Here is a 19378-nt window from a genome sequence, read left to right on the forward strand (position 1 = left end):
CGGTGGCAGCGGGGGGGCTGGCGGTGCCGGCGTTTCCGGGTCCGGAATGCAGGTGTTCAACACGGACATCGGGATGATCGTCGGCGGCAATGGTGGTACGGCCGGCAATGGAGGCGCGGCTGGCCAAGGCGGTGGCGTCGGTTCCTCGGACCCTGCCGTCATTGGCACTTCCAATCTGCCTGGCGCCAGCGGCAGCAGCGGTTCTGCCGGCAGTGCCGGGGCGGGCGGTGTCGGTATCGTCTCGACCGGCAACTCCACCATTCGCAATGCCGGCGCCATCGCAGGCGGCTTCTCCAACCAAGGCTTCAGCGCCGGAGTGCGTGCCAATGCCATCGAATTTTCCGGCAGCGGCAACACCCTGATCCTCGAAGCCGGCTCGGAGATTCTCGGCAACGTGGTGAGCCAGCCCGGCAGCACCGATACGCTGGCGCTGGGGGGTGATGTCAACTCCTTGCGCAATGGCTTCAATCTCGGACAACTGGGTAACCAGTACCAGGGCTTCGACAACTTTGAAAAGGTCGGCACCAGCACCTGGACGCTCACCGGCACCGACACCACGCGCGCGTCCTGGCTGGTAAAGGCCGGCACGCTGGTGCTGGAGAACAATACACAGTTGGCGGGGGCGCTGGGCATTCAGAACGCCGGCACGGTCAGTTCCGGCACAGCCTCTGTTGCGCTTGGCGCGATCAACGCCGGCCACCTGAGCATCGGCGACACCGCCACATTGTCCCTGGGCAGCGATTACACCCAAGGCAGCCACGGCACCTTGAGTATCGGCGCGTTCAGCCCATCGCAGTACGGCAAGCTCGCCATCACCGGCAACGCGTTCCTGGCCGGTGCCCTCAATGTGGATGTGAAAAGCGGCAACACCCTCGCCATCGGCAATCAATTACTCGATGTGGTGACCACCACCGGCCACATCAGTGGCACCTTCGACAGCGTGAGCGACAATAGCTTGCTGTTCGATTTCACCCCGACCTACACCGGCAACAGTGTCAGCCTGAATCTGAGCGGCGCGGCTGTTGGCGGCGGCAACGGCGGCAGCACTGGCGCTGGCAACACGGTCTCGGGCAGCATCCAGGCCCTCGGCAACTCGCCCGCGCGCGGCGCAGCGCGGGTGCTGGACGGTGTGGTCGCCGGCAACCCCGGCGGGCGTCTGGCCGGCTATTTTGTGCCATTAAGCACCCAGGGCGAGGTGTCCAACGCCGTTTCCCAAGCCTTGCCGCTACTGGCGGGCGCCTCCACTGAAGCGGCGCGCACTGCGTTGAGCGGCATCAACGGCGTGGTCCAGGCCCGCAGCGAGGCGGTGCGCGGGTTGTCGTCCGGCGACGTGGCGTTTACCGACCAGCACCTGTGGATCAAACCCTTCGGCAGCTGGGCTGACCTGGAAAGCCGTGGCGGTGCCGCCGGGGTCAATTCCACGGTGGGCGGCCTGGCGTTCGGCCTGGATGCCAGCCTCAACGACCGCTGGCTGCTCGGCACGGCATTCATCTATGCCAATGTCGACACGCGCAACAGCGGTGACACCGCGCGCCAGACATTGAAGACCAACGTCTATCAATTGGTCGGCTACGGTACCTATCACCTGGACGACACCACGGACCTGAACTTCCAGATCGATGGTGGCCAGAACCACAACGAAGGCAAGCGCGATATCGACTTCGCCGGGTTGCAGGCCAAGTCCAACTACGACGCCTGGACCGCCCACGCCGGCGTGTCCCTGGACCGCACCTTCAGCCTGAGTACCGCCACGCGTTTCACGCCGTCGGTACGTGCCGACTACACCTGGATCAAGGACGAGGCCTACCGCGAGAAGGGCGCCGAAGACCTGAACCTGAGCGCAAAAAGCCGCACCACCGACCAGTTCATCCTCGGCGTGGACGGCAAGCTCAGCCATGACCTGACCCAGCAGCTCAACGTGAGCGCCAACCTGGGCGTGGGCTATGACTTCCTCGCCGAGCGCGACTCGATCAGCACCACGTTCGCCGGCGCGCCGGGCGCCGGCTTCACCACCGATTCGGGTGAGCCGCAGCGCTGGCTGGTGCGTGGCGGCACGGGGTTGAACTATCAGGTCAACGGCCAGTTGCAACTGGGCGTGCGGTATGACGTGGAGAAACGCACCGATTACCTCAACCAGACCGCTTCGGTTGAAGCTCGCTGGGCATTCTGACCGTGCCTCGGCGCAGCCTGTTGGCGGCCCTGTTCAGCGTGTTGCTGGGCGGGTGCGCCGTTGTGCCGAACCAGGCTGAACTGAACCAGCATGCGCAGTCGCTTGCCCATGCTGGGGGATTGGACAAGGCGCAGGTTCAAACCGACAGTTTTGTACTCACCAGCTTTTACCGCATCACTCGCCCGGACCAACCGTTGAGGGTGTATATCGAAGGCGATGGCTTTGCCTGGCGCACGCGCAGCCAGCCGTCACTGAACCCCACGCCGATCAAGGCGCTGGGGCTGTCGCTGGCCGCAGCTGACCCGGCGCCGAACGTGGTCTATCTCGCTCGGCCTTGCCAATTCACGCCTCTGGCGGCCAACCCGCACTGTGACGTGAGCTACTGGACCGGCAAGCGCTTCGCCGAAGAGGTGATTGTGGCGATGAACCAGGCACTCGATCAGTACGCCGCCCGCGTGCCCGGCCAACCGTTGCAATTGGTCGGCTACTCGGGGGGCGCCAATATTGCTGCATTACTTGCAGCACGGCGCGGCGATGTCATCAGCCTGCGCAGTGTGGCGGGCAATCTGGATGTGGATGAAGTCAACCGCCTGCACCGGGTCACGCCGATGCCGGATTCCTTGAATGCTATCGATATCGCTCCGCGCCTGGCCAATATGGCGCAAGTGCACTTCAGCGGCAGTGACGACGCCGTCGTGCCACCGGCCATTGCCCAGCGGTTTGCACGTGCAACGGCTGGGCATTGCACGCAAATTCGGCTGGTGCCAGGGATGCGCCATGACAGTGACTGGGCGCAGCGCTGGTCGCAGTTATTGAGTGTGGTGCCGCGCTGTTCGGCTAAGGCTGATTGAGCGCGGTGAGGCAGGCGCGAAACAAAGATCACGCCTGTGGTGCGGTCCATCCACTGGATACCGCCCGGCAAACGGGCGGTCCTGCTTGGCATTCCTGAATGGGATTGTTCAGCGGTTGAAACGCTCCACCAGCGCGTATTGGGTGGACGCGGTGTTGGTCAGTTCCTTGCTCAGGTCGGTGGATTGATGGGCTTGCACCGAGGTCTGGTCGGCCAGCTCGGCGATGGTGGTGATGTTGCGGCTGATCTCCTCGGCGACCGCGCTTTGCTCCTCGGTGGCGGCGGCGATCTGGGTGGTCATGTCGGTGATGTGTGACACCGCCTCGCTGATGCCCACCAGTGCCTTGTCCGCTTCCAGCACCCAGGCCACGCCTTCCTGGGCCTGGCGTTGGCCATGCTCCATGCTGCTCACGGCGTTGTTGGACGAGGTTTGCAGTTGGGTGATCAGGGCGTGGATCTGGGTGGTGGATTGCGAGGTGCGTTGGGCCAGTTGACGCACCTCGTCGGCCACCACGGCAAAGCCGCGACCCATGTCGCCAGCACGCGCGGCTTCAATCGCGGCGTTAAGGGCCAGCAGGTTGGTCTGATCGGCGATGCCTTTGATCACATCCACCACGCTGCCGATTTCATCGCTGTCGCGGGCCAACTGCGCCACGGTGGCGCCGGTTTCGCCGACCACCGCCGACAGGCGCTCGATGGCTTCACGGGTGTCCCGCGCGACCTCGCGCCCACGCCCGGTGAGGGCATTGGCTTGCTGGGTGGCATCGGCGGTGCGCTGCACGTGGCTGGCGACTTCCTGGGTGGTGGCGGCCATCTGGTTGACGGCCGCCGAGACTTGTTCGGTTTCCACGCGCTGGCGGTCCAGGCCTTTGGCGCTGGCGGTGGCCAACTGGTCGGATTGGCCGGCGAGGGCACTGAGTTGTTCGGCGCTGTCCTGCAGGCGCGTGAGGCAGGTTTTCAGGCGTGCGGTCTGGCTGAGGAACGCGGTTTCCAAACGTGCCTGGGGGCCGCGGGCGTCGCTGTACATCTGCGCGATCAAGGCGTCAGAGGTCGACGGCTCGACACCCGCCAGCAGGCGCAAGGTGCCGCCATGGCGCACGCGTGAGCACAGCACACCCACCGGCAGTGCAACGGCCACGGCGACGGCGATGGCAATCGGCGCGTCGAGGAACAACCCGGCGACGCTGCCGGTAACCGCAGTGGCTACGTAAGGCACGCAACTCAACGCGGCCGGCAGCCAGGCGTCCTGGCTTGGCACGGCCGACTTGCCTTGGCTGATGCGCTGGTACAGCGCTTGGGCGCGGCGGATTTCATCAGCCGTCGGCTTGACCCGCACCGACTCGAAGCCCACCACGTTACTGCCTTCGAATATCGGCGTGACGTAGGCATTGACCCAATAGTGATCGCCGTTTTTCGAGCGGTTCTTGACGATCCCCATCCAGGGCAAGCCCTGTTTGAGTGCGCCCCACATATGCGCAAATACGGCGGGGGGCACATCGGGGTGGCGCACGATGTTCTGCGGCGCGCCGATCAGGTCGGCGCGTTCAAAGCCGCTGATGTCGACAAAGGCGTCATTGCAGTAAGTGATCACACCTCGAACATCCGTCGCCGAGATGAGTTTTTGTTGCGGCGCGAGGGAAATCTCGCGTTGTGTTACAGGCTGGTTGTTGCGCATTCCGACTACTCCCTGGTTGCACTCAGTCCATCGGCGCCAACTCGCAGAAGATTAATCCACATTGGCTATTTCGCCAGCCGCTGGTCAAAAGCCTGAAACTTGTCGATGAAAAACCCCATAATGGCGGCCATTTTTGTTTAGCCCGTTATTCTGGTGTGCCCGTATGGAAATTAAGGTCAACTTTCTCGACAACCTCCGGCTTGAAGCCAAGTTCGATGACTTCACGGTGATTGCCGACCAACCCATCCGCTATAAAGGCGATGGTTCGGCGCCGGGCCCCTTCGATTACTTCCTGGCGTCGTCGGCGTTGTGCGCGGCGTACTTCGTGAAGTTGTATTGCGAGACGCGCAATATCCCCACCGACAATATTCGCCTGTCGCAGAACAACATCGTCGACCCGGAAAACCGCTATAACCAGATCTTCAAGATCCAGGTGGAGTTGCCGGCGGATATCTCCGACAAGGATCGCCAGGGCATCCTGCGTTCCATCGATCGTTGCACCGTAAAGAAAGTGGTGCAGGCCGGTCCCGAGTTTGTGATCGAGGAGGTCGAAAACCTCGACGCCGATGCCCAGGCCTTGTTGATGCCGAGCAGCACGTCGCAGGCGGGTACCTACATCGCCGGCAAAGACCTGCCGCTGGAGCAGACCATCGCCAACATGTCCGGGATCCTGGCCGGGCTGGGCATGAAGATCGAAATCGCCTCGTGGCGCAATATCGTGCCCAACGTGTGGTCGCTGCATATCCGCGATGCGCACTCGCCGATGTGCTTCACCAACGGCAAGGGCGCGACCAAGGAAGGCGCACTGGCGTCGGCGTTGGGCGAGTTTATCGAGCGGCTCAACTGCAACTTCTTCTATAACGACCAGTTCTGGGGCGAAGACCTCGCCAACGCAGCGTTCGTGCATTATCCGGACGAGCGCTGGTTCCAGCCGGGGCCTGACGATGCGGTGCCCGACGAAATCCTCGATGCCTACTGCCTCAAGGTCTACAACCGCGAGGGCGAGCTGCGCGGTTCGCACCTGTTCGACACCAACTCCGGCAATGAAGAACGCGGCATTGTCTCGCTGCCGTTCGTGCGCCAGTCGGATGGCGAGGTGGTGTATTTCCCGTCCAACCTGATCGAAAACCTCTACCTCAGCAATGGCATGAGCGCCGGCAACACCCTGGCTGAAGCCCAGGTGCAATGCCTGTCGGAGATTTTCGAGCGGGCGGTGAAGCGCGAAATCATCGAAGGCGAATTCGCCTTGCCAGATGTACCCGCCGAGGTGCTGGCCAAATATCCAGGCATCCTGGCGGGCATCCAGGGCCTCGAAGCCCAAGGCTTCCCGGTGCTGGTCAAGGACGCGTCCCTGGGCGGTGAGTTCCCGGTGATGTGCGTGACCCTGATGAACCCGCGCACCGGCGGCGTGTTCGCCTCGTTCGGCGCGCACCCAAGCCTGGAAGTGGCGCTGGAACGCAGCCTCACCGAACTGCTGCAAGGCCGCAGCTTCGAAGGCTTGAACGACCTGCCTCAGCCTACGTTTGAAGCGCAGGCGGTGACCGAGCCGAACAACTTCGTCGAGCACTTCATCGACTCCAGCGGCGTGGTGTCGTGGCGCTTCTTCAGCGCGCAGTCGGACTATGAGTTTGTCGAGTGGGACTTCTCGGGCGAAGGCGAAGACTCCAACGTCCAGGAAGCCGCGACCCTGTTCGGCATCCTTGACGGCATGGGCAAAGAGTCCTACATGGCGGTGTACGAGCACCTCGGCGCCACCGCGTGCCGCATCCTGGTGCCGGACTACTCGGAAATCTACCCGGTGGACGACCTGATCTGGGACAACACCAACAAGGCGCTGTTTTTCCGCGAAGACATCCTCAACCTGCATCGCCTCGACGAGGCCGAACTGACCGCACTGGTCGAACGCCTGATCGAAAGCGAGCTGGACGACTACACCGACATCACCACCTTGATCGGCATCGAATTCGACGACAACACCGCCTGGGGCCAACTGACCATCCTGGAGTTGAAGCTGCTGATCTTCCTGGCCTTGAAGCAGTACGAAGAGGCCAAGGAATGCGTGGAGATGTTCCTGCAGTACAACGACAACACCGCCGAGCGCGGCCTGTTCTACCAGGCGATGAATGCAGTGCTGGAAATGGAACTGGACGACGACCTGGAACTGGCGGATTACGAAGCCAACTTCCGCCGCATGTTCGGCAAGGAGCGCATGGACGCGGTGATTGGCTCGGTGGACGGCAGCGTGCGTTTCTACGGGCTGACACCGACCAGCATGAAGCTGGAAGGGCTCGACCGGCATTTGCGTTTGATTGATAGCTACAAGAAGCTGCACAGCGCGCGGGCGAAGATCACTTCAGCCTGACGCAGGGGGAAATGTGGGAGGGGGCTTGCCCCCGATGGCAGTCTGTCAGTCACTGCATCAGGTGACTGGTCCACCGCTATCGGGGGCAAGCCCCCTCCCACATTTGATTTGTGCCAAGTTTTGATCAGGAAGCGCCTGTCTCGTAAAGGCGACTTTTCCGACATCGTTCACCGATAGCAAAACTTTACTCTTTGGGCTTTCGCGTCCAGGAGTAAAGGGAATGACTTCCAGCGTACTACCGAGCGTCTTTTTCGATCACAGCCGGCACACTCTGAATGTGCGCGAGGTCGAGGCCCGGCTCGATGTCTTGGCCTTCACGGGCCACGAACACCTGAGCCAGCCCTACACCTACACCGTGGAATTCACCAGCACCGAGCGTGACCTGGCGGCAGACACCTTGCTCGGCCAGGACGCCCGTTTCAGCCTGCACGCCGCGCCGCAAAAAAAACGCTCGTTTCTGGACCTTAGTGCAGAGGAAATCAAACCGCTGCGCACCCTGTATGGCGTGATCACCGGCTTCAAACGCAACTCCGGCTCCAACGACCAGGCCAGTTATGCCGTCACCTTGCAGCCGCGCCTGGCCCTGCTGGCGCGCGGTCTGCAGTACCGCATCTACCAGCACCAATCCGTGCCGGAAATCGTCGAAAGCATCCTGCGTAACCGCCACGGCTTCCTTGGCCAGGACTTCCTGTTCAGCCTGAAACGCGACTACCCCCGGCGCGAACAGGTGATGCAATACGGCGAAAGCGACCTGGACTTTATCGCCCGCCTGCTGGCCGAAGTCGGCATCTGGTACCGCTTCTCCACCGACGACCGCCTGGGTATCGATGTGGTCGAATTCTGCGACGATCAACGCCTCTATCAGTTCGGCCTTGAGCTGCCATTGCGCCCGCAGTCCGGGCTCGGCAGCAGTGGGCAGGACGGTGTGTGGCAACTGCAATCGAGCCACGCGGTGGTCGAGAAGCAGGTGCATATCCGCGCCTACCAGCACCGCGACGCCCGCGCCGACCTGAGCGGCGAAATCGACCAGACACGCGGCGCCACCACCACCTACGGCGAGGCTTACCACTACGCCGAACCCTATAGCGCCTTGGGTGATCGCCTCGATCAAGACGAACGCCTGCTAAGCGAAAGCGGCTACTTCTATGCCCGCTTGCGTCACGAGCGCTATCTCAACGAGCAAACCCGACTCAGCGGCATCAGCAGCAGTGCGATTCTGGTACCGGGGCAGGTGCTCAAAGTGTCCGGCGGTGCGCCTGAGGCCTTCACGCTCGGCGCAGTAATCACCGGGCTGACCACCACGGCCGCGCGCGACAGCAGTTTCATCGCCACTTTCAAGGCGATGCCCTATTCGGAAAGCGTGTGCTTTCGCCCGCCGCTCAAGGCCAAACCGCAAATCGCCGGCACCGTCCCGGCCCGCGTCACCAGTTCGCGGGTCAACGACCCGTATGCGCATATCGACCTGGAAGGCCGCTACCGCGTCAACTTCCTGTTCGACCGCGACAGCTGGAAAACCGGCCAGGAAAGCGTCTGGCTCCGCCTGGCCCGCCCGTACGCCGGCGACACCCACGGCCTGCACCTGCCGCTGATAGCCGGCACCGAAGTCGCCATCGCCTTCGAACAAGGCGACCCGGACCGCCCCTACATCGCCCACGCCCTGCACGACAGCCGGCATGTGGACCACGTGACCATGCGCAACGACAAACGCAACGTGCTGCGCACCCCGGCGAACAACAAGCTGCGCATGGATGACCAACGTGGGCAGGAGCACATCAAGCTCAGTACCGAACATGGCGGCAAGAGCCAGCTCAACCTGGGGCATTTGGTCGATGCCGAGCGCAATAAACGTGGGGAGGGTTTTGAGCTGCGCACTGACGGTTGGGGGGCGATCCGAGGTGGTAAAGGGCTTTTTATCAGTGCCGATGAGCAGGTTAAGGCCGGCGGTGAGCAGCTCGATATGGACGCCGCCATTCAGCAGTTGCAAGGCGCACTATCACTGGCGCGCTCCCTGGCTCAGGCAGCGCGTAAGGCTGAAGTGACACCTGGTGATCTCAATAGCCAGCTGGGTCTACTTGAGGCCCTCACGGGGTTGGCGCAACCGGGGGCACTGTTGCATGCCCCGGCGGGCATTGGCGTACTCAGTCCCAAAGCCATATGCCTGTCTTCCGGCACAGAAAGCGTCGGCATCATGGCCGCCCATAACGCAGACATCGGCGCCGGGCGCGACATCACCGCAACCGCCCAGGCAGGTGTTAGCGTCTTGGCGCAAAGTGCCGACCTGCAACTCAAGGCGGCGCACGGCAAGGTCGAACTGCACGCTCAGGCCAGCGACGTCCACGTTCAAGCCAAGGCCGACATCAACATCGAGAGCGTCGATGGCCGTATCCAGATCAGTGCCCCGCAAGAGCTGGTACTTAACTGTGGAGGTGCCTATATCCGCTTGAAGGACGGCGATATAGAGCTGGGGGCGCCTGGCAACATCTACCTTAAAGCTACGGATGTGCACAAGTTCGGCAGTACCCGGCTCGAGACTCCGGCATCACCGTTGCCGGCAGGTTATGCGGGTGGGTACAGCCTGAAAGATGCAGCTCAGGTACCAATGCCATTCACCCGTTATCAAATAACCACTGAGCAAGGTGAAATTTTCAACGGCACCACGGACAAGGATGGCTTGACCATGAGTGTCCATACCTTGGTGCCGCGAGGGTTGAAAATAGAGCTGCCGCAGTCTGAGCAGTGGATCAGCTTTTCCGCTCCCGCCGGAATGAACTACGCAGGCATTCAGTGCACCGCGTCCATGGACGATGGGACGGTTCTGAAAGGCGAGTTTGATCATGAGAATAAAGCGACGTTTTATTCTTTTGCGGGGGATGCCTGCGTCAAATTTGAAGTGGAAGACTTGGATCGGCAGGAGATTGTGCACTGCGGTGCGCAGGCGCTTTTGAAGCAGTTGGCGGAGTGAGTGTGATTATTTTAAAGATGTTCTTTTTGCTTGGTCTTCCTTTTGTTTTATTTGTGGCGTCTGTGGGGGTGAATTTTTATATCGTGTTGTTCGATCTCGACAAGTTTTTAGAGTGCTTCAAGAAAAGCACCATTATTAGTTCGTATGGGAGCGTGTGGCGCAGGGGGGCATTTTACGCACGCTATACATTGGTATGTGTCGTAATAGGCAGTGTCATGTTCCCTAATAAGCATATGCGGAATGGCACGCTGGACCCTGAAGAGATGGCGCGTTGTCCTGTAGAGATAAAATACCGCATGGCCCTGTCTTTTTACTTATTGCTGAGTGCAGTTGGGTGCTTTGTTTTGACGGCTGTATTGTTGATTTTTATTAAAAACTCTAAGTTTTTACATTTTAATTGATCTTTCGAGGTGAACAATGTGGACGTTTTTTATCGGGACTATCTGGCGCAAAAAGATCACCCGATTGATGACGAAACGCTAAAGCAAGCACTCGTATCACTTGAGGGGGCGGCGCTCAAGTTTTCTGCAGACGCTATCAGTGATGCGGCGCAGCGTGAGAATTACAATCGCAACGTCAGGCGGGTCAAGGAGGCGGTGCTGGAGCAAGTTAAGAGTGGAAAGGTCACGGTTAAAGAGGCGGCGCAGTTTTGTTACGAGGCGCGCAATAATATCATGGCTGAAGTCCGTGCAAGAACGTCACCGCAGGGTTTGGCGATTGCCGAAGCGAGGAAAAAAATTCCTCTTGGTCTTGCACAGATTTTGGATGAAAAAGCCATTAAGAAGTTTGGCGGGACGTTTGTTGAACTTGATGTAAAACAGAAAAACCTGATGTATTACGAAATCGTAGAGTCTTCGGCCAGGCCCAATGTGACATTCAATACGATGAATAAAGTGTTGAGGGTTTCAGGCAAGGTTTTGGTGGTCGTTACCATTGCGTATGCAACCTATGACATTGCCACAGCTGAGAACAAACCGAAAGCGGCGATCAAGCAGGGCGTCATTGTGGGCAGTGGATTGGTTGGAACAGCGTTGGCAGGTGCAGCCGTGTCGGCCGTGTGCGGCCCCGGTGCACCGTTTTGTGCCATTGGCTTGATGTTGGGCGCCGGGATTGCGTCGGGGTGGGGGGCTTCGTTAGTGACCGAGTCTCTTGATGATGAACTCGAAGAGTTTCTCAAGTGGGGCGTCGGCTAGACCGAGTTGGCACGCAACTGCTCAGCAACTATCACGTCTGAGGACTGACATGAACAATCCCTACCACCGCACCGATACGCTCAACCCCCGTAAAGACTTTATTGTCGGTATACAGAAACAGCATTGGGTCGAATTCCAATTACTGGACGAGCAGGGCGAGCCGCTACCAAACATCGCTTATTGTGCCTTGAACGATGCGCCCCGCGCGGCCTGTGCTCCAGAGTACACCGGGTTTCAGGTGCCCAGGGTCTGGATCTTCGCCAAGGCCTGCGCCAGATCCGCCCGCAGGTCTTCCACATCTTCAACCCCCACCGACAACCGCACCAATCCATCACCAATCCCCAACTGCGCCCGCGTGGCCGCCGGGATGCTGGCATGGGTCATGATCGCCGGGTGTTCGATCAAACTCTCTACGCCGCCCAGGCTTTCGGCCAGGGCGAAGATCTTGACGTTTTCCAGGAAGCGCGTGGCACCGGCCAGGTCGCTGTTCAAGTCCACTGAAATCATCCCGCCAAACCCGCGCATCTGCTGACGGGCCAAGGCGTGTTGTGGATGGGACGCCAAGCCTGGGTAGTACACCCGCGCCACTTGCGGTTGCTGTTCCAGCCAGGTCGCGAGGTCGAGGGCGTTGCGGCAATGGCGCTCCATGCGCAGGGCGAGGGTTTTTACGCCGCGCAGGGTCAGGAAGGCGTCGAAGGGCCCGGCGATGGCGCCCACCGAGTTTTGCAGGAAGCCCAGGCGTTCGGCCAGGTCGGGGTTGTCGCCAACGATGGCGATACCGCCGATCACATCCGAGTGGCCGTTGAGGTACTTGGTGGTCGAGTGCACCACCACATCAAACCCGAACTCCAGCGGGCGCTGGATCCAGGGGCTGGCAAAGGTGTTGTCGGCCACGCAGATAATCCCGCGCGCCCGGCAGATACGGGCAATCGCGCCGAGGTCAGTCAGGCTCAGCAGCGGGTTGCTCGGGGTTTCGACCCAGACCATGCGCGTGTCGTCCTGCAACGAGGCTTCGAACGCCGACAGGTCGCTTAAGTCCACAAAGCTGAAACGATGCCCGGCGCTGCGTTGGCGCACCTTGTCGAACAGGCGGAAGGTGCCGCCGTACAGGTCGTTGCCGGAGACGATATGCGCGCCGGCATCCAGCAGCTCCAGTACGGTGGAGATCGCCGCCAGCCCGGAGGCGAAGGCAAACGCCTGGCTGCCGCCTTCCAAATCCGCAACGCAACGCTCCAGGGCAAAACGCGTGGGGTTGTGGGAGCGCCCGTAGTCAAAACCCTTGTGCACGCCGGGGCTGTCTTGCAGGTAGGTGGAGTTGGCGTAGATCGGCGGCATCAGCGCGCCCGTGGTCGGGTCGGGGGATTGCCCTGCGTGGATCACACGGGTGGCAAACGCGCTTTTATCGGGCTGGCTCATGCAAGGGATCTCCGTAGGTGGTTGAGCAGATCGACGCGGGTGATCAGGCCATGAAAGCCCGACGCGTCGGCAATGATGGCGACCAGGCCGCGATCCAGTTCGGCCTGCAACTCGGCCAGGCTGGCGCTGGGGGCCAGGGTTTGCAGGGTGTTGGTCATGGCGCTGGCGACGGTCATGCTGAAGTGCGCGGCGTCGTGGTGCAGGCCCAGCAGGATGTCGGATTCATCGATCACCCCCACCAGCTCGCGGCCCTCCACCAATACCGGCAGTTGCGACACATCGGCCAGGCGCATGCGCTGGAACGCGGTGAGCAAGCTGTCGTCGGGGCTCACGCTGATCACGCGGCCGTCTTCGAAGCGCCGGGCGATGAGGTCGCGCAGGTCGCCGTAGTGCTTGTACTGGAGCAGCCCGGCGTCGTTCATCCATTGGTCGTTGTAGACCTTGGACAGGTAGCGCGTGCCGGTGTCGCACACAAAGGTCACCACGCGCTTGGGCACGGTCTGTTCGCGGCAGTAGCGCAGGGCTGCGGCGAGCAGGGTGCCGGTGGACGAGCCGCCCAGAATGCCCTCGGCCTTGAGCAGCTGGCGGGCGTGGTCGAAGCTGTCTTCATCGCTGATGGAATAGGCGTGGCGCACGCTGGAGAGGTCGGCGATCGAGGGGATGAAGTCTTCGCCGATGCCTTCCACCGCCCATGATCCTGGGGTTTCCAGCTGGCCGCTGCGGCTGTATTCGGCCATCACCGAGCCCACCGGGTCGGCCAGCACCATTTCCAGCTCAGGCTGTACGCGCTGGAAGAAACGCGTCAGGCCGGTGAGGGTGCCCGCCGAGCCGACGCCCACCACAATCGCGTCGACATCATGCTGGGTTTGCGCCCAGATCTCCGGGGCGGTGCTGGTTTCGTGGGCCAGGGGGTTGGCCGGGTTGTTGAACTGGTCGGCGAAGAATGAACCGGGAATATCCTTGGCCAGGCGTGCGGCCACATCCTGGTAGTACTCGGGGTGGCCCTTGCCGACATCCGAGCGGGTGATGTGCACCTCGGCGCCCATGGCCTTGAGGTGCAGCACCTTCTCCGTGGACATCTTGTCGGGCACCACCAGCACCACCCGGTAGCCCTTGGCCCGGCCTACCAGCGCGAGGCCCAGGCCGGTATTGCCGGCGGTGGCTTCGATAATGGTGCCGCCGGGGCGCAGGCGGCCATCGCGCTCGGCGGCGTCGATCATCGCCAGGCCGATGCGGTCCTTGATCGAGCCGCCGGGGTTTTGCGATTCAAGCTTGAGGAACAGCGTGCAGGGGCCGGTATCGAAGCGGCTGACCCGTACCAGTGGCGTGTTGCCGATCAGTTCGAGTACGGCGGGGCGGGGAAGCGTGGGCATGTCGTCACCTGAGGGCTTGGGGTGGGGGGACAGCAAAGGGTGGAGCATGGCTTTGAACAGTAGGCGCGTATCCGGCGGGTCGCAACCGAGCGGTCGGCTGAATGTCTTTTTTTGGCGCATCGCCGCTGCCCTGGTGCGCCATCTGCGAGCACCGTTTACGTCGATTTCCTTGTGATCATTGGGCGAAGTGACCTGGCCTGGGCTTTGCTATAGAGAATCCAAACTTGGATACAAGATGGAGTCTCCCATGCAAAACGCTTTCGGCTGGACCCTCGGTGAATGGTTGGATGCTTACCGCAGCGGGGCGATTACCCCGGATTATTTGCTGACCCTGGCCACCCAATACCCTCTCGACGACAGCGCCTGGATCGCCCGGGTCACTCCCGCGCAACTGGCCGAGCAGTTGACGCAACTGAGCGAGCGCCTGGCGGCTGTGGGCGGCGACAGGGCCAGGCTGGCGCTGTATGGCGTGCCCTTTGCGATCAAGGACAATATCGACGCGGCCGGTTGGGACACCACGGCAGCCTGCCCCGAATTTGCCTACTCGGCGGCGCAGGATGCATCTGTGGTCCAGAAGCTGCGCGCGGCCGGTGCGATTTTGATGGGCAAGACCAACCTCGACCAGTTCGCCACTGGCCTGGTGGGCACGCGCTCGCCCTATGGCGCGGTAGGCAACAGCTTCGACCCGGATTACGTCAGCGGTGGCTCCAGCTCCGGCTCGGCGTCGGTGGTGGCCCGTGGCCTGGTGGCGTTTGCCCTGGGGACCGACACCGCAGGGTCGGGGCGGGTGCCGGCGGGGTTCAACAATATCGTGGGCTTGAAACCGACCAAGGGGCGTTTCTCCAATACTGGCGTGGTGCCCGCGTGCCGCACGGTGGATTGCATCTCGGTGTTTGCGCTGACCGTGGCCGACGCCGAGGCAGTGGCTCAGGTGGCGGCGGGTTACGACGCCAGCGATGCGTATTCGCGCGCCAACCCGAATACGGCGCCGGTCGCGGTGGCGGCCGCAATCAAACTGGCGATCCCGGCAGCCCTGGAGTTTTTTGGCGATAACCAGAACCAGGCGGTGTTCGAACAGGCGCTGGAGCGATTCAAGGCCATGGGGGCGGTGATCACGCCGGTGGATTTCACCCCGTTCAAGGAGTTGGCGGATCAGCTGTATTTCGGGCCGTGGGTCGCCGAGCGTACCGTGGCCCTGGAAGGCATGCTGCAAAAGCAGCCCGATGCGATCAACCCGGTGGTGCGCGGCATTGTCGAAAGCGGTTACAGCTACAGCGCCTGCGACGCCTACAAGGCCGAATACCTGCGCGCCGAACTGAGCCGGCGCATCAACGACAGCCTGGCCGGTTTCGATGCCTTGCTGGTGCCCACATCCCCGACGATTCGCACGCAGGCGCAGATGGCCGAGGAACCGGTGCGCTACAACTCGCAATTCGGCTACTACACCAACTTCACCAACCTCGCCGACCTCTCGGCCCTGGCGCTGCCCGCCGGCCTGCGCGCCGATGGCTTGCCCAGCGGCATTACCTTGCTTGCCCCGGCCTGGCATGACAGCGCTCTGGCGCACCTGGGCAAACGCTGGCAGGCCGGGCTCGACCTGCCGTTAGGCGCCACCGGGCGCTTTTTGCCCACACCGGCCCCGGCGCGACAAACCCCCGGCTGCGTGCGTGTGGCGGTGGTGGGCGCGCACCTCACCGGCATGCCGCTGAACTTCCAACTCACCGGCCGCAACGCGGTGCTGGTCGAGCAAACCCTCACCGCCGACACCTACCGTCTCTACGCGCTGCCGGGTACCGTGCCGCCCAAGCCGGGGCTGGCGAAGGCGGACAGCGGGCAGCCGATCATCGTCGAGTTGTGGGACATGCCCATCGCGCGCTTTGGCGAGTTCGTCGCCGAAATCCCGGCGCCGCTGGGTATCGGCAATCTGTTGCTGGCAGATGGGCGCAGCGTCAAAGGCTTTATCTGCGAGCCTTGGGCACTGGCGGACGCGCTGGATATCACCGAGTTCGGCGGCTGGCGCGCCTTTATCGCGAGCCGGGGGTGAGCATGCCGTTGGCCAAGGCGCGGCCGGAGAGCCTGGCGGGGCAAATCTACGCGCAGCTCAAGGCGGATATCTTTGATTTTCGCCTGCTGCCGGGCGACCGTTTCAGCGAAGGCGACGTGGCCACGCGCATGAATGCCAGCCGTACGCCGGTGCGTCAGGCGCTGTATCGCCTGGAGAAGGAAGGGTACCTGTCGGTGTATTTCCGCAGCGGCTGGCAGGTCAAGCCGTTCGATTTTGCCTACTTCGAAGAGCTGTACGACGTGCGCATCGTGCTGGAACTGGCGGCGGTCGAACGTTTATGTGCGATGGATCAGCCGAACGCGGTGCTGCAAACGTTGCAGGCCACGTGGCGGGTGGAGGAGGGGGAACGCTTGCAGGACCCCCACGCAGTGTCGGCGCTGGATGAGCGTTTCCACTGCGCCCTGGTGGAGGCCACCGGCAACCGCGAAATGGCGCGCATGCACTTCGAGATCACGGAAAAAATCCGCATCATCCGCCGCCTCGACTTTACCCAGGCGCCGCGCATTGCCGCGACCTACGAGGAGCATGGGCAAATCCTGACGGCGATCCTGCAACGGCGCAGTGAGCAGGCGCAGCAGTTGCTCAAGCGGCATATCGAGCTGAGCAAGCAGGCGGTGCGCGCGATCACTTTGCACCGGCTGCATACGGCCCGGCCGTAATGATGTGGCGAGCGCCCGCTCGCCACAGGTCATTTGAGGAGTGTATGCAAGCGCGCCACCGTTGCCTCCCCGGCCTGCTGCATCGGTGCACGCAACTCGCCGGCGATCAAACCTTGCATGGCTAGCGCGGCTTTTACCGGGGCCGGGTTCGGCTCCATGAACATCGCGTTGATCAGCGGCACCAGGCCCTGGAACGTCGTCCGCGCTTCGGCCAGTTGGTTGTCGCGCACCTGCTGCCACATCGCCACAAACTGCTCGGTGTGCACATGCGCAGACGCCGCAATCGCGCCGCTGGCGCCCAGGCATAGCGCGTTGAACATCTGCAGATCCTCGCCACACAGCACGTCCACCTCGCCACTGCCCAGCAGCGCCAGGGTATTGCCCAGGTTGCCGCCGCAGTCCTTGATCGCCACGATGCGTGGGTGCGCGACGATCGTCAGCAAGGTCGCCTGCTCGAAGGTCGCGCCGGTGCGGTAGGGGATGTCATACACAATGACCGGCACGCTGGAGGCGTCCGCCACCGTGCGAAAAAAAGCTTCAAGGCCGGCCTGGGAAGGGCGGATATAACTCGGCGCCGGCACCAGCAAGCCGGCGACCGCGCGCTTGAGGATTTCGCCCTGGAACTGCAGCAATTCAATCTGGTTATTGCCCGCCAGGCCCATCACCACCCGGTGCGCCGGCAGCAACTGCAACACCGCATCCAGCACCGCCAGTTGCTCCTGACGGCTCAGCGCCGCGGCTTCACCGGTGGTGGTGCACACCATGATCCCGGCCACGTGCTTTTCCAGCAGGTGGCTGACCAGCCGGCGCAGGCCGATAAAATCGATGGCACCGTCATGGAACGGCGTGACCACGGGAACCCAGATACCTTGAAACGATGACATGCACTTTCTCCTGATGGTTGACCGATCAAGTCACCGTCAGAAGGGCATGGGGAATTGTGCAAGGGGGGAGGGAGTCCGCGCTCAATGTCCTGTCAGCTCATCTGACGGGACAGCGCGCCCCGATCACATGAGCGACTGTTTCTTCGATTTGAGGGCGTGCGCAACGCAACCTTGCGCCTTGGCAATCAAGCCAATGACGGAGCGGTTAACGCGTAAGGTTGCGGACATTTGCTGACACACCCTGAAGAAGGCCTCCATCATCGGGGGATGTCAGCAAATGTGTCAAGCACCCGACTCGCCTTTGATGGCCGCTTCTATCGCGGCGATGTCGATCTTGCCCATGGTCATCATCGCGTCGAACGCGCGCTTGGCGATGGCCGGGTCGGAGTGGGTCACGGCGTCCGTCAACACTCGCGGGGAGATCTGCCACGACAATCCCCACTTGTACTTGCACCAGCCGCACGCGCTGGCCTGGCCGCCATTGTCGATGATGGCGTTCCAGTAACGGTCGGTTTCGGCCTGGTCATCGGTGGCCACCTGGAACGAAAAGGCTTCGCTATGGCTAAACGCCGGGCCGCCATTGAGGCCGATGCAGGCGATGCCCAGCACGGTGAAATCGACGGTCAACACGTCGCCCCGTTTACCCGCCGGGTAATCACCGGGGGCACGGTGCACGGCGTTTACGCAGCTGTCGGGAAAGGTCTTGGCGTAGAAACGCGCGGCCTCTTCGGCGGTGCCGTTGTACCAGAGGCACAGGGTATTTTTATTGGTCATGATGGGGCTCCACGTGTGAACGGGTGCGTGGAGTCTAGACGAGCCTCGGCCGTATCAATCATCGACCACACCCGCCCAACAGAGGGCAGGCGGGTTATGCGTTTGTCCTCAGGCTCTGCGAGCCATCAGCAATACCGACGCCGCCGCCGACAGCAGCCCCGCGCAGCAGCGATTGAAGATCCGCTTGCCCCTGGGCTCGGCAAACCAGCGGCGCATGTGCACGCCCATATAGGCGTAGAGGCTGATGGCGATCCATTCCAGCATCAGAAACAGCGCTCCAAGCACCGCGAATTGTGGGATGATCGGTTGGCCGGGCACCACGAATTGCGGGAGGAAGGCGGTGAAGATCAGGATGGCCTTGGGGTTGCCCGCCGCCACCAAAAACTCCTGACGCGCCAACGCCCACAACCCCACCGTGGCCGAAACCGATTGCGCCTCTGCCTCCGGGTTGGCCCGCCACAGCTGAACCGCCAGGTAAAACAGATACGCCGCGCCCACAATCTTGATCGCGTAGAACAGCAACTCCGAGGTTTGCAACACCACCGCCAAACCTGCGGAGGCGAGTGCGATCATGCCGGCGAATGCCAGCAGGCGGCCGATACCGGCGAGGCATGAGGTGCGGTAGCCGTAGCGGGTGGAATTGCTCACCGACAACAGGTTGTTCGGGCCTGGCGCCATGTTGAGGGCGAAGCAGGCGGGGAGGAAAAGGGCGAGGGTGGCGAGGTCCATGGCGGCTCCTGGTTTGTGGTGGCGATAAGGCGTTCAGGCGATTTGGCAGTGTGTGAAGCGATTCATTAAAAACGATCCAGGGTTCAGCGCGATAGAACATCAGTACCGAATGTTTCATCCATGGTCGGACGATCGAAGGCCAAGAGGTATTGCTGATGTGCGCTGTAAAGTGAAAAGAGGAAATTTTTGTTTGGCCCGACTACATCCATATTGCAACCTCTGCGGGCATGACAGGGTTTGCGCTGCGAACTTCGAGCCAGCGATCC

At 61.9% G+C, this 19378-nt stretch carries 14 protein-coding genes and 1 pseudogene; 8 read left to right on the forward strand and 7 right to left on the reverse strand.

Features of this window, described 5'->3' with window-relative positions; translation table 11 throughout:
- Positions 1 to 2170: autotransporter family protein (locus AC0IYH_RS00005; protein ID WP_471832608.1), on the forward strand; the 2170-nt coding region annotated here is incomplete at its 5' end.
- 2 nt (positions 2171 to 2172) lie between these two features.
- Positions 2173 to 3021, forward strand: coding sequence for an alpha/beta hydrolase (locus tag AC0IYH_RS00010; RefSeq protein ID WP_471832609.1), 849 nt, complete (start codon positions 2173 to 2175; stop codon positions 3019 to 3021).
- 108 nt (positions 3022 to 3129) lie between these two features.
- Here the strand turns inward: AC0IYH_RS00010 and AC0IYH_RS00015 are convergent, their stop codons facing one another.
- Both AC0IYH_RS00015 and AC0IYH_RS00020 read right to left on the reverse strand, forming a co-directional pair.
- Positions 3130 to 4158: a methyl-accepting chemotaxis protein gene (locus tag AC0IYH_RS00015; protein ID WP_471832840.1), complete on the reverse strand. Its 1029-nt coding sequence runs from the start codon at positions 4156 to 4158 to the stop codon at positions 3130 to 3132.
- A gap of 264 nt (positions 4159 to 4422) precedes the next feature.
- Positions 4423 to 4695, reverse strand: a pseudogene (locus AC0IYH_RS00020) (PAS domain-containing protein); the annotation flags it as partial.
- A gap of 163 nt (positions 4696 to 4858) precedes the next feature.
- On the opposite strand from AC0IYH_RS00020, the gene AC0IYH_RS00025 reads away from it, so the two are divergent.
- The 4 genes from AC0IYH_RS00025 to AC0IYH_RS00040 all read left to right on the forward strand — a co-directional run bounded on the left by AC0IYH_RS00025 (position 4859) and on the right by AC0IYH_RS00040 (position 11212).
- Complete coding sequence (locus AC0IYH_RS00025; protein ID WP_471832610.1) at positions 4859 to 7057, forward strand: OsmC domain/YcaO domain-containing protein; 2199 nt, start codon at positions 4859 to 4861, stop codon at positions 7055 to 7057.
- A 220-nt stretch (positions 7058 to 7277) separates the two neighbouring features.
- Entirely contained in the window at positions 7278 to 10019 is a 2742-nt protein-coding gene (locus AC0IYH_RS00030; protein WP_471832611.1) for a type VI secretion system Vgr family protein, read from the forward strand.
- A complete protein-coding gene (locus tag AC0IYH_RS00035) occupies positions 10016 to 10420 on the forward strand; it encodes a hypothetical protein (RefSeq protein ID WP_471832612.1) in 405 nt (134 codons plus the stop codon). Before AC0IYH_RS00030 ends, AC0IYH_RS00035 begins: the two co-directional genes overlap by 4 nt.
- A 9-nt stretch (positions 10421 to 10429) precedes the next feature.
- Positions 10430 to 11212: a hypothetical protein gene (locus tag AC0IYH_RS00040; protein WP_471832613.1), complete on the forward strand. Its 783-nt coding sequence runs from the start codon at positions 10430 to 10432 to the stop codon at positions 11210 to 11212.
- Positions 11213 to 11446: 234 nt separating this feature from the next.
- Here AC0IYH_RS00040 and AC0IYH_RS00045 read toward each other — a convergent pair whose 3' ends face one another.
- The gene (locus tag AC0IYH_RS00045) at positions 11447 to 12628 is read right to left on the reverse strand and encodes a cystathionine gamma-synthase (RefSeq protein WP_471832614.1); all 1182 of its coding nucleotides are present in this window, start codon (positions 12626 to 12628) and stop codon (positions 11447 to 11449) included.
- Entirely contained in the window at positions 12625 to 14001 is a 1377-nt protein-coding gene (locus AC0IYH_RS00050; protein WP_471832615.1) for a pyridoxal-phosphate dependent enzyme, read from the reverse strand. Before AC0IYH_RS00050 ends, AC0IYH_RS00045 begins: the two co-directional genes overlap by 4 nt.
- A gap of 247 nt (positions 14002 to 14248) precedes the next feature.
- Between AC0IYH_RS00050 and atzF the strand changes: the two genes are divergently transcribed.
- Both atzF and AC0IYH_RS00060 read left to right on the forward strand, forming a co-directional pair.
- Positions 14249 to 16045 (forward strand): allophanate hydrolase, encoded by a 1797-nt coding sequence (atzF, locus tag AC0IYH_RS00055; protein WP_471832616.1) that lies wholly within the window; start codon positions 14249 to 14251, stop codon positions 16043 to 16045.
- A gap of 2 nt (positions 16046 to 16047) precedes the next feature.
- Complete coding sequence (locus AC0IYH_RS00060; protein ID WP_471832841.1) at positions 16048 to 16725, forward strand: GntR family transcriptional regulator; 678 nt, start codon at positions 16048 to 16050, stop codon at positions 16723 to 16725.
- 29 nt (positions 16726 to 16754) lie between these two features.
- On the opposite strand, the gene dapA is transcribed toward AC0IYH_RS00060, so the two are convergent.
- From dapA to AC0IYH_RS00075, 3 genes are all read right to left on the reverse strand, one after another.
- Complete coding sequence (dapA, locus tag AC0IYH_RS00065; protein ID WP_471832617.1) at positions 16755 to 17609, reverse strand: 4-hydroxy-tetrahydrodipicolinate synthase; 855 nt, start codon at positions 17607 to 17609, stop codon at positions 16755 to 16757.
- 282 nt (positions 17610 to 17891) lie between these two features.
- Positions 17892 to 18383, reverse strand: coding sequence for a VOC family protein (locus AC0IYH_RS00070; protein ID WP_471832618.1), 492 nt, complete (start codon positions 18381 to 18383; stop codon positions 17892 to 17894).
- A 108-nt stretch (positions 18384 to 18491) separates the two neighbouring features.
- A complete protein-coding gene (locus AC0IYH_RS00075; RefSeq protein ID WP_471832619.1) occupies positions 18492 to 19112 on the reverse strand; it encodes a LysE family translocator in 621 nt (206 codons plus the stop codon).
- Between the last annotated feature and the right edge of the window lie 266 nt (positions 19113 to 19378).

The organism is Pseudomonas sp. AC463 (assembly GCF_979253585.1).

Bases quoted from the DNA above. Each gene is read 5' to 3' on its own strand.
- AC0IYH_RS00025 (WP_471832610.1), top strand. From the start codon at position 4,859: ATGGAAATTAAGGTCAACTTTCTCGACAACCTCCGGCTTGAAGCCAAG.
- AC0IYH_RS00030 (WP_471832611.1), top strand. From the start codon at position 7,278: ATGACTTCCAGCGTACTACCGAGCGTCTTTTTCGATCACAGCCGGCAC.
- AC0IYH_RS00045 (WP_471832614.1), bottom strand. From the start codon at position 12,628: ATGAGCCAGCCCGATAAAAGCGCGTTTGCCACCCGTGTGATCCACGCA.
- AC0IYH_RS00050 (WP_471832615.1), bottom strand. From the start codon at position 14,001: ATGCCCACGCTTCCCCGCCCCGCCGTACTCGAACTGATCGGCAACACG.
- atzF (WP_471832616.1), top strand. From the start codon at position 14,249: ATGCAAAACGCTTTCGGCTGGACCCTCGGTGAATGGTTGGATGCTTAC.
- AC0IYH_RS00060 (WP_471832841.1), top strand. From the start codon at position 16,048: ATGCCGTTGGCCAAGGCGCGGCCGGAGAGCCTGGCGGGGCAAATCTAC.
- dapA (WP_471832617.1), bottom strand. From the start codon at position 17,609: ATGTCATCGTTTCAAGGTATCTGGGTTCCCGTGGTCACGCCGTTCCAT.
- AC0IYH_RS00070 (WP_471832618.1), bottom strand. From the start codon at position 18,383: ATGACCAATAAAAATACCCTGTGCCTCTGGTACAACGGCACCGCCGAA.
- AC0IYH_RS00075 (WP_471832619.1), bottom strand. From the start codon at position 19,112: ATGGACCTCGCCACCCTCGCCCTTTTCCTCCCCGCCTGCTTCGCCCTC.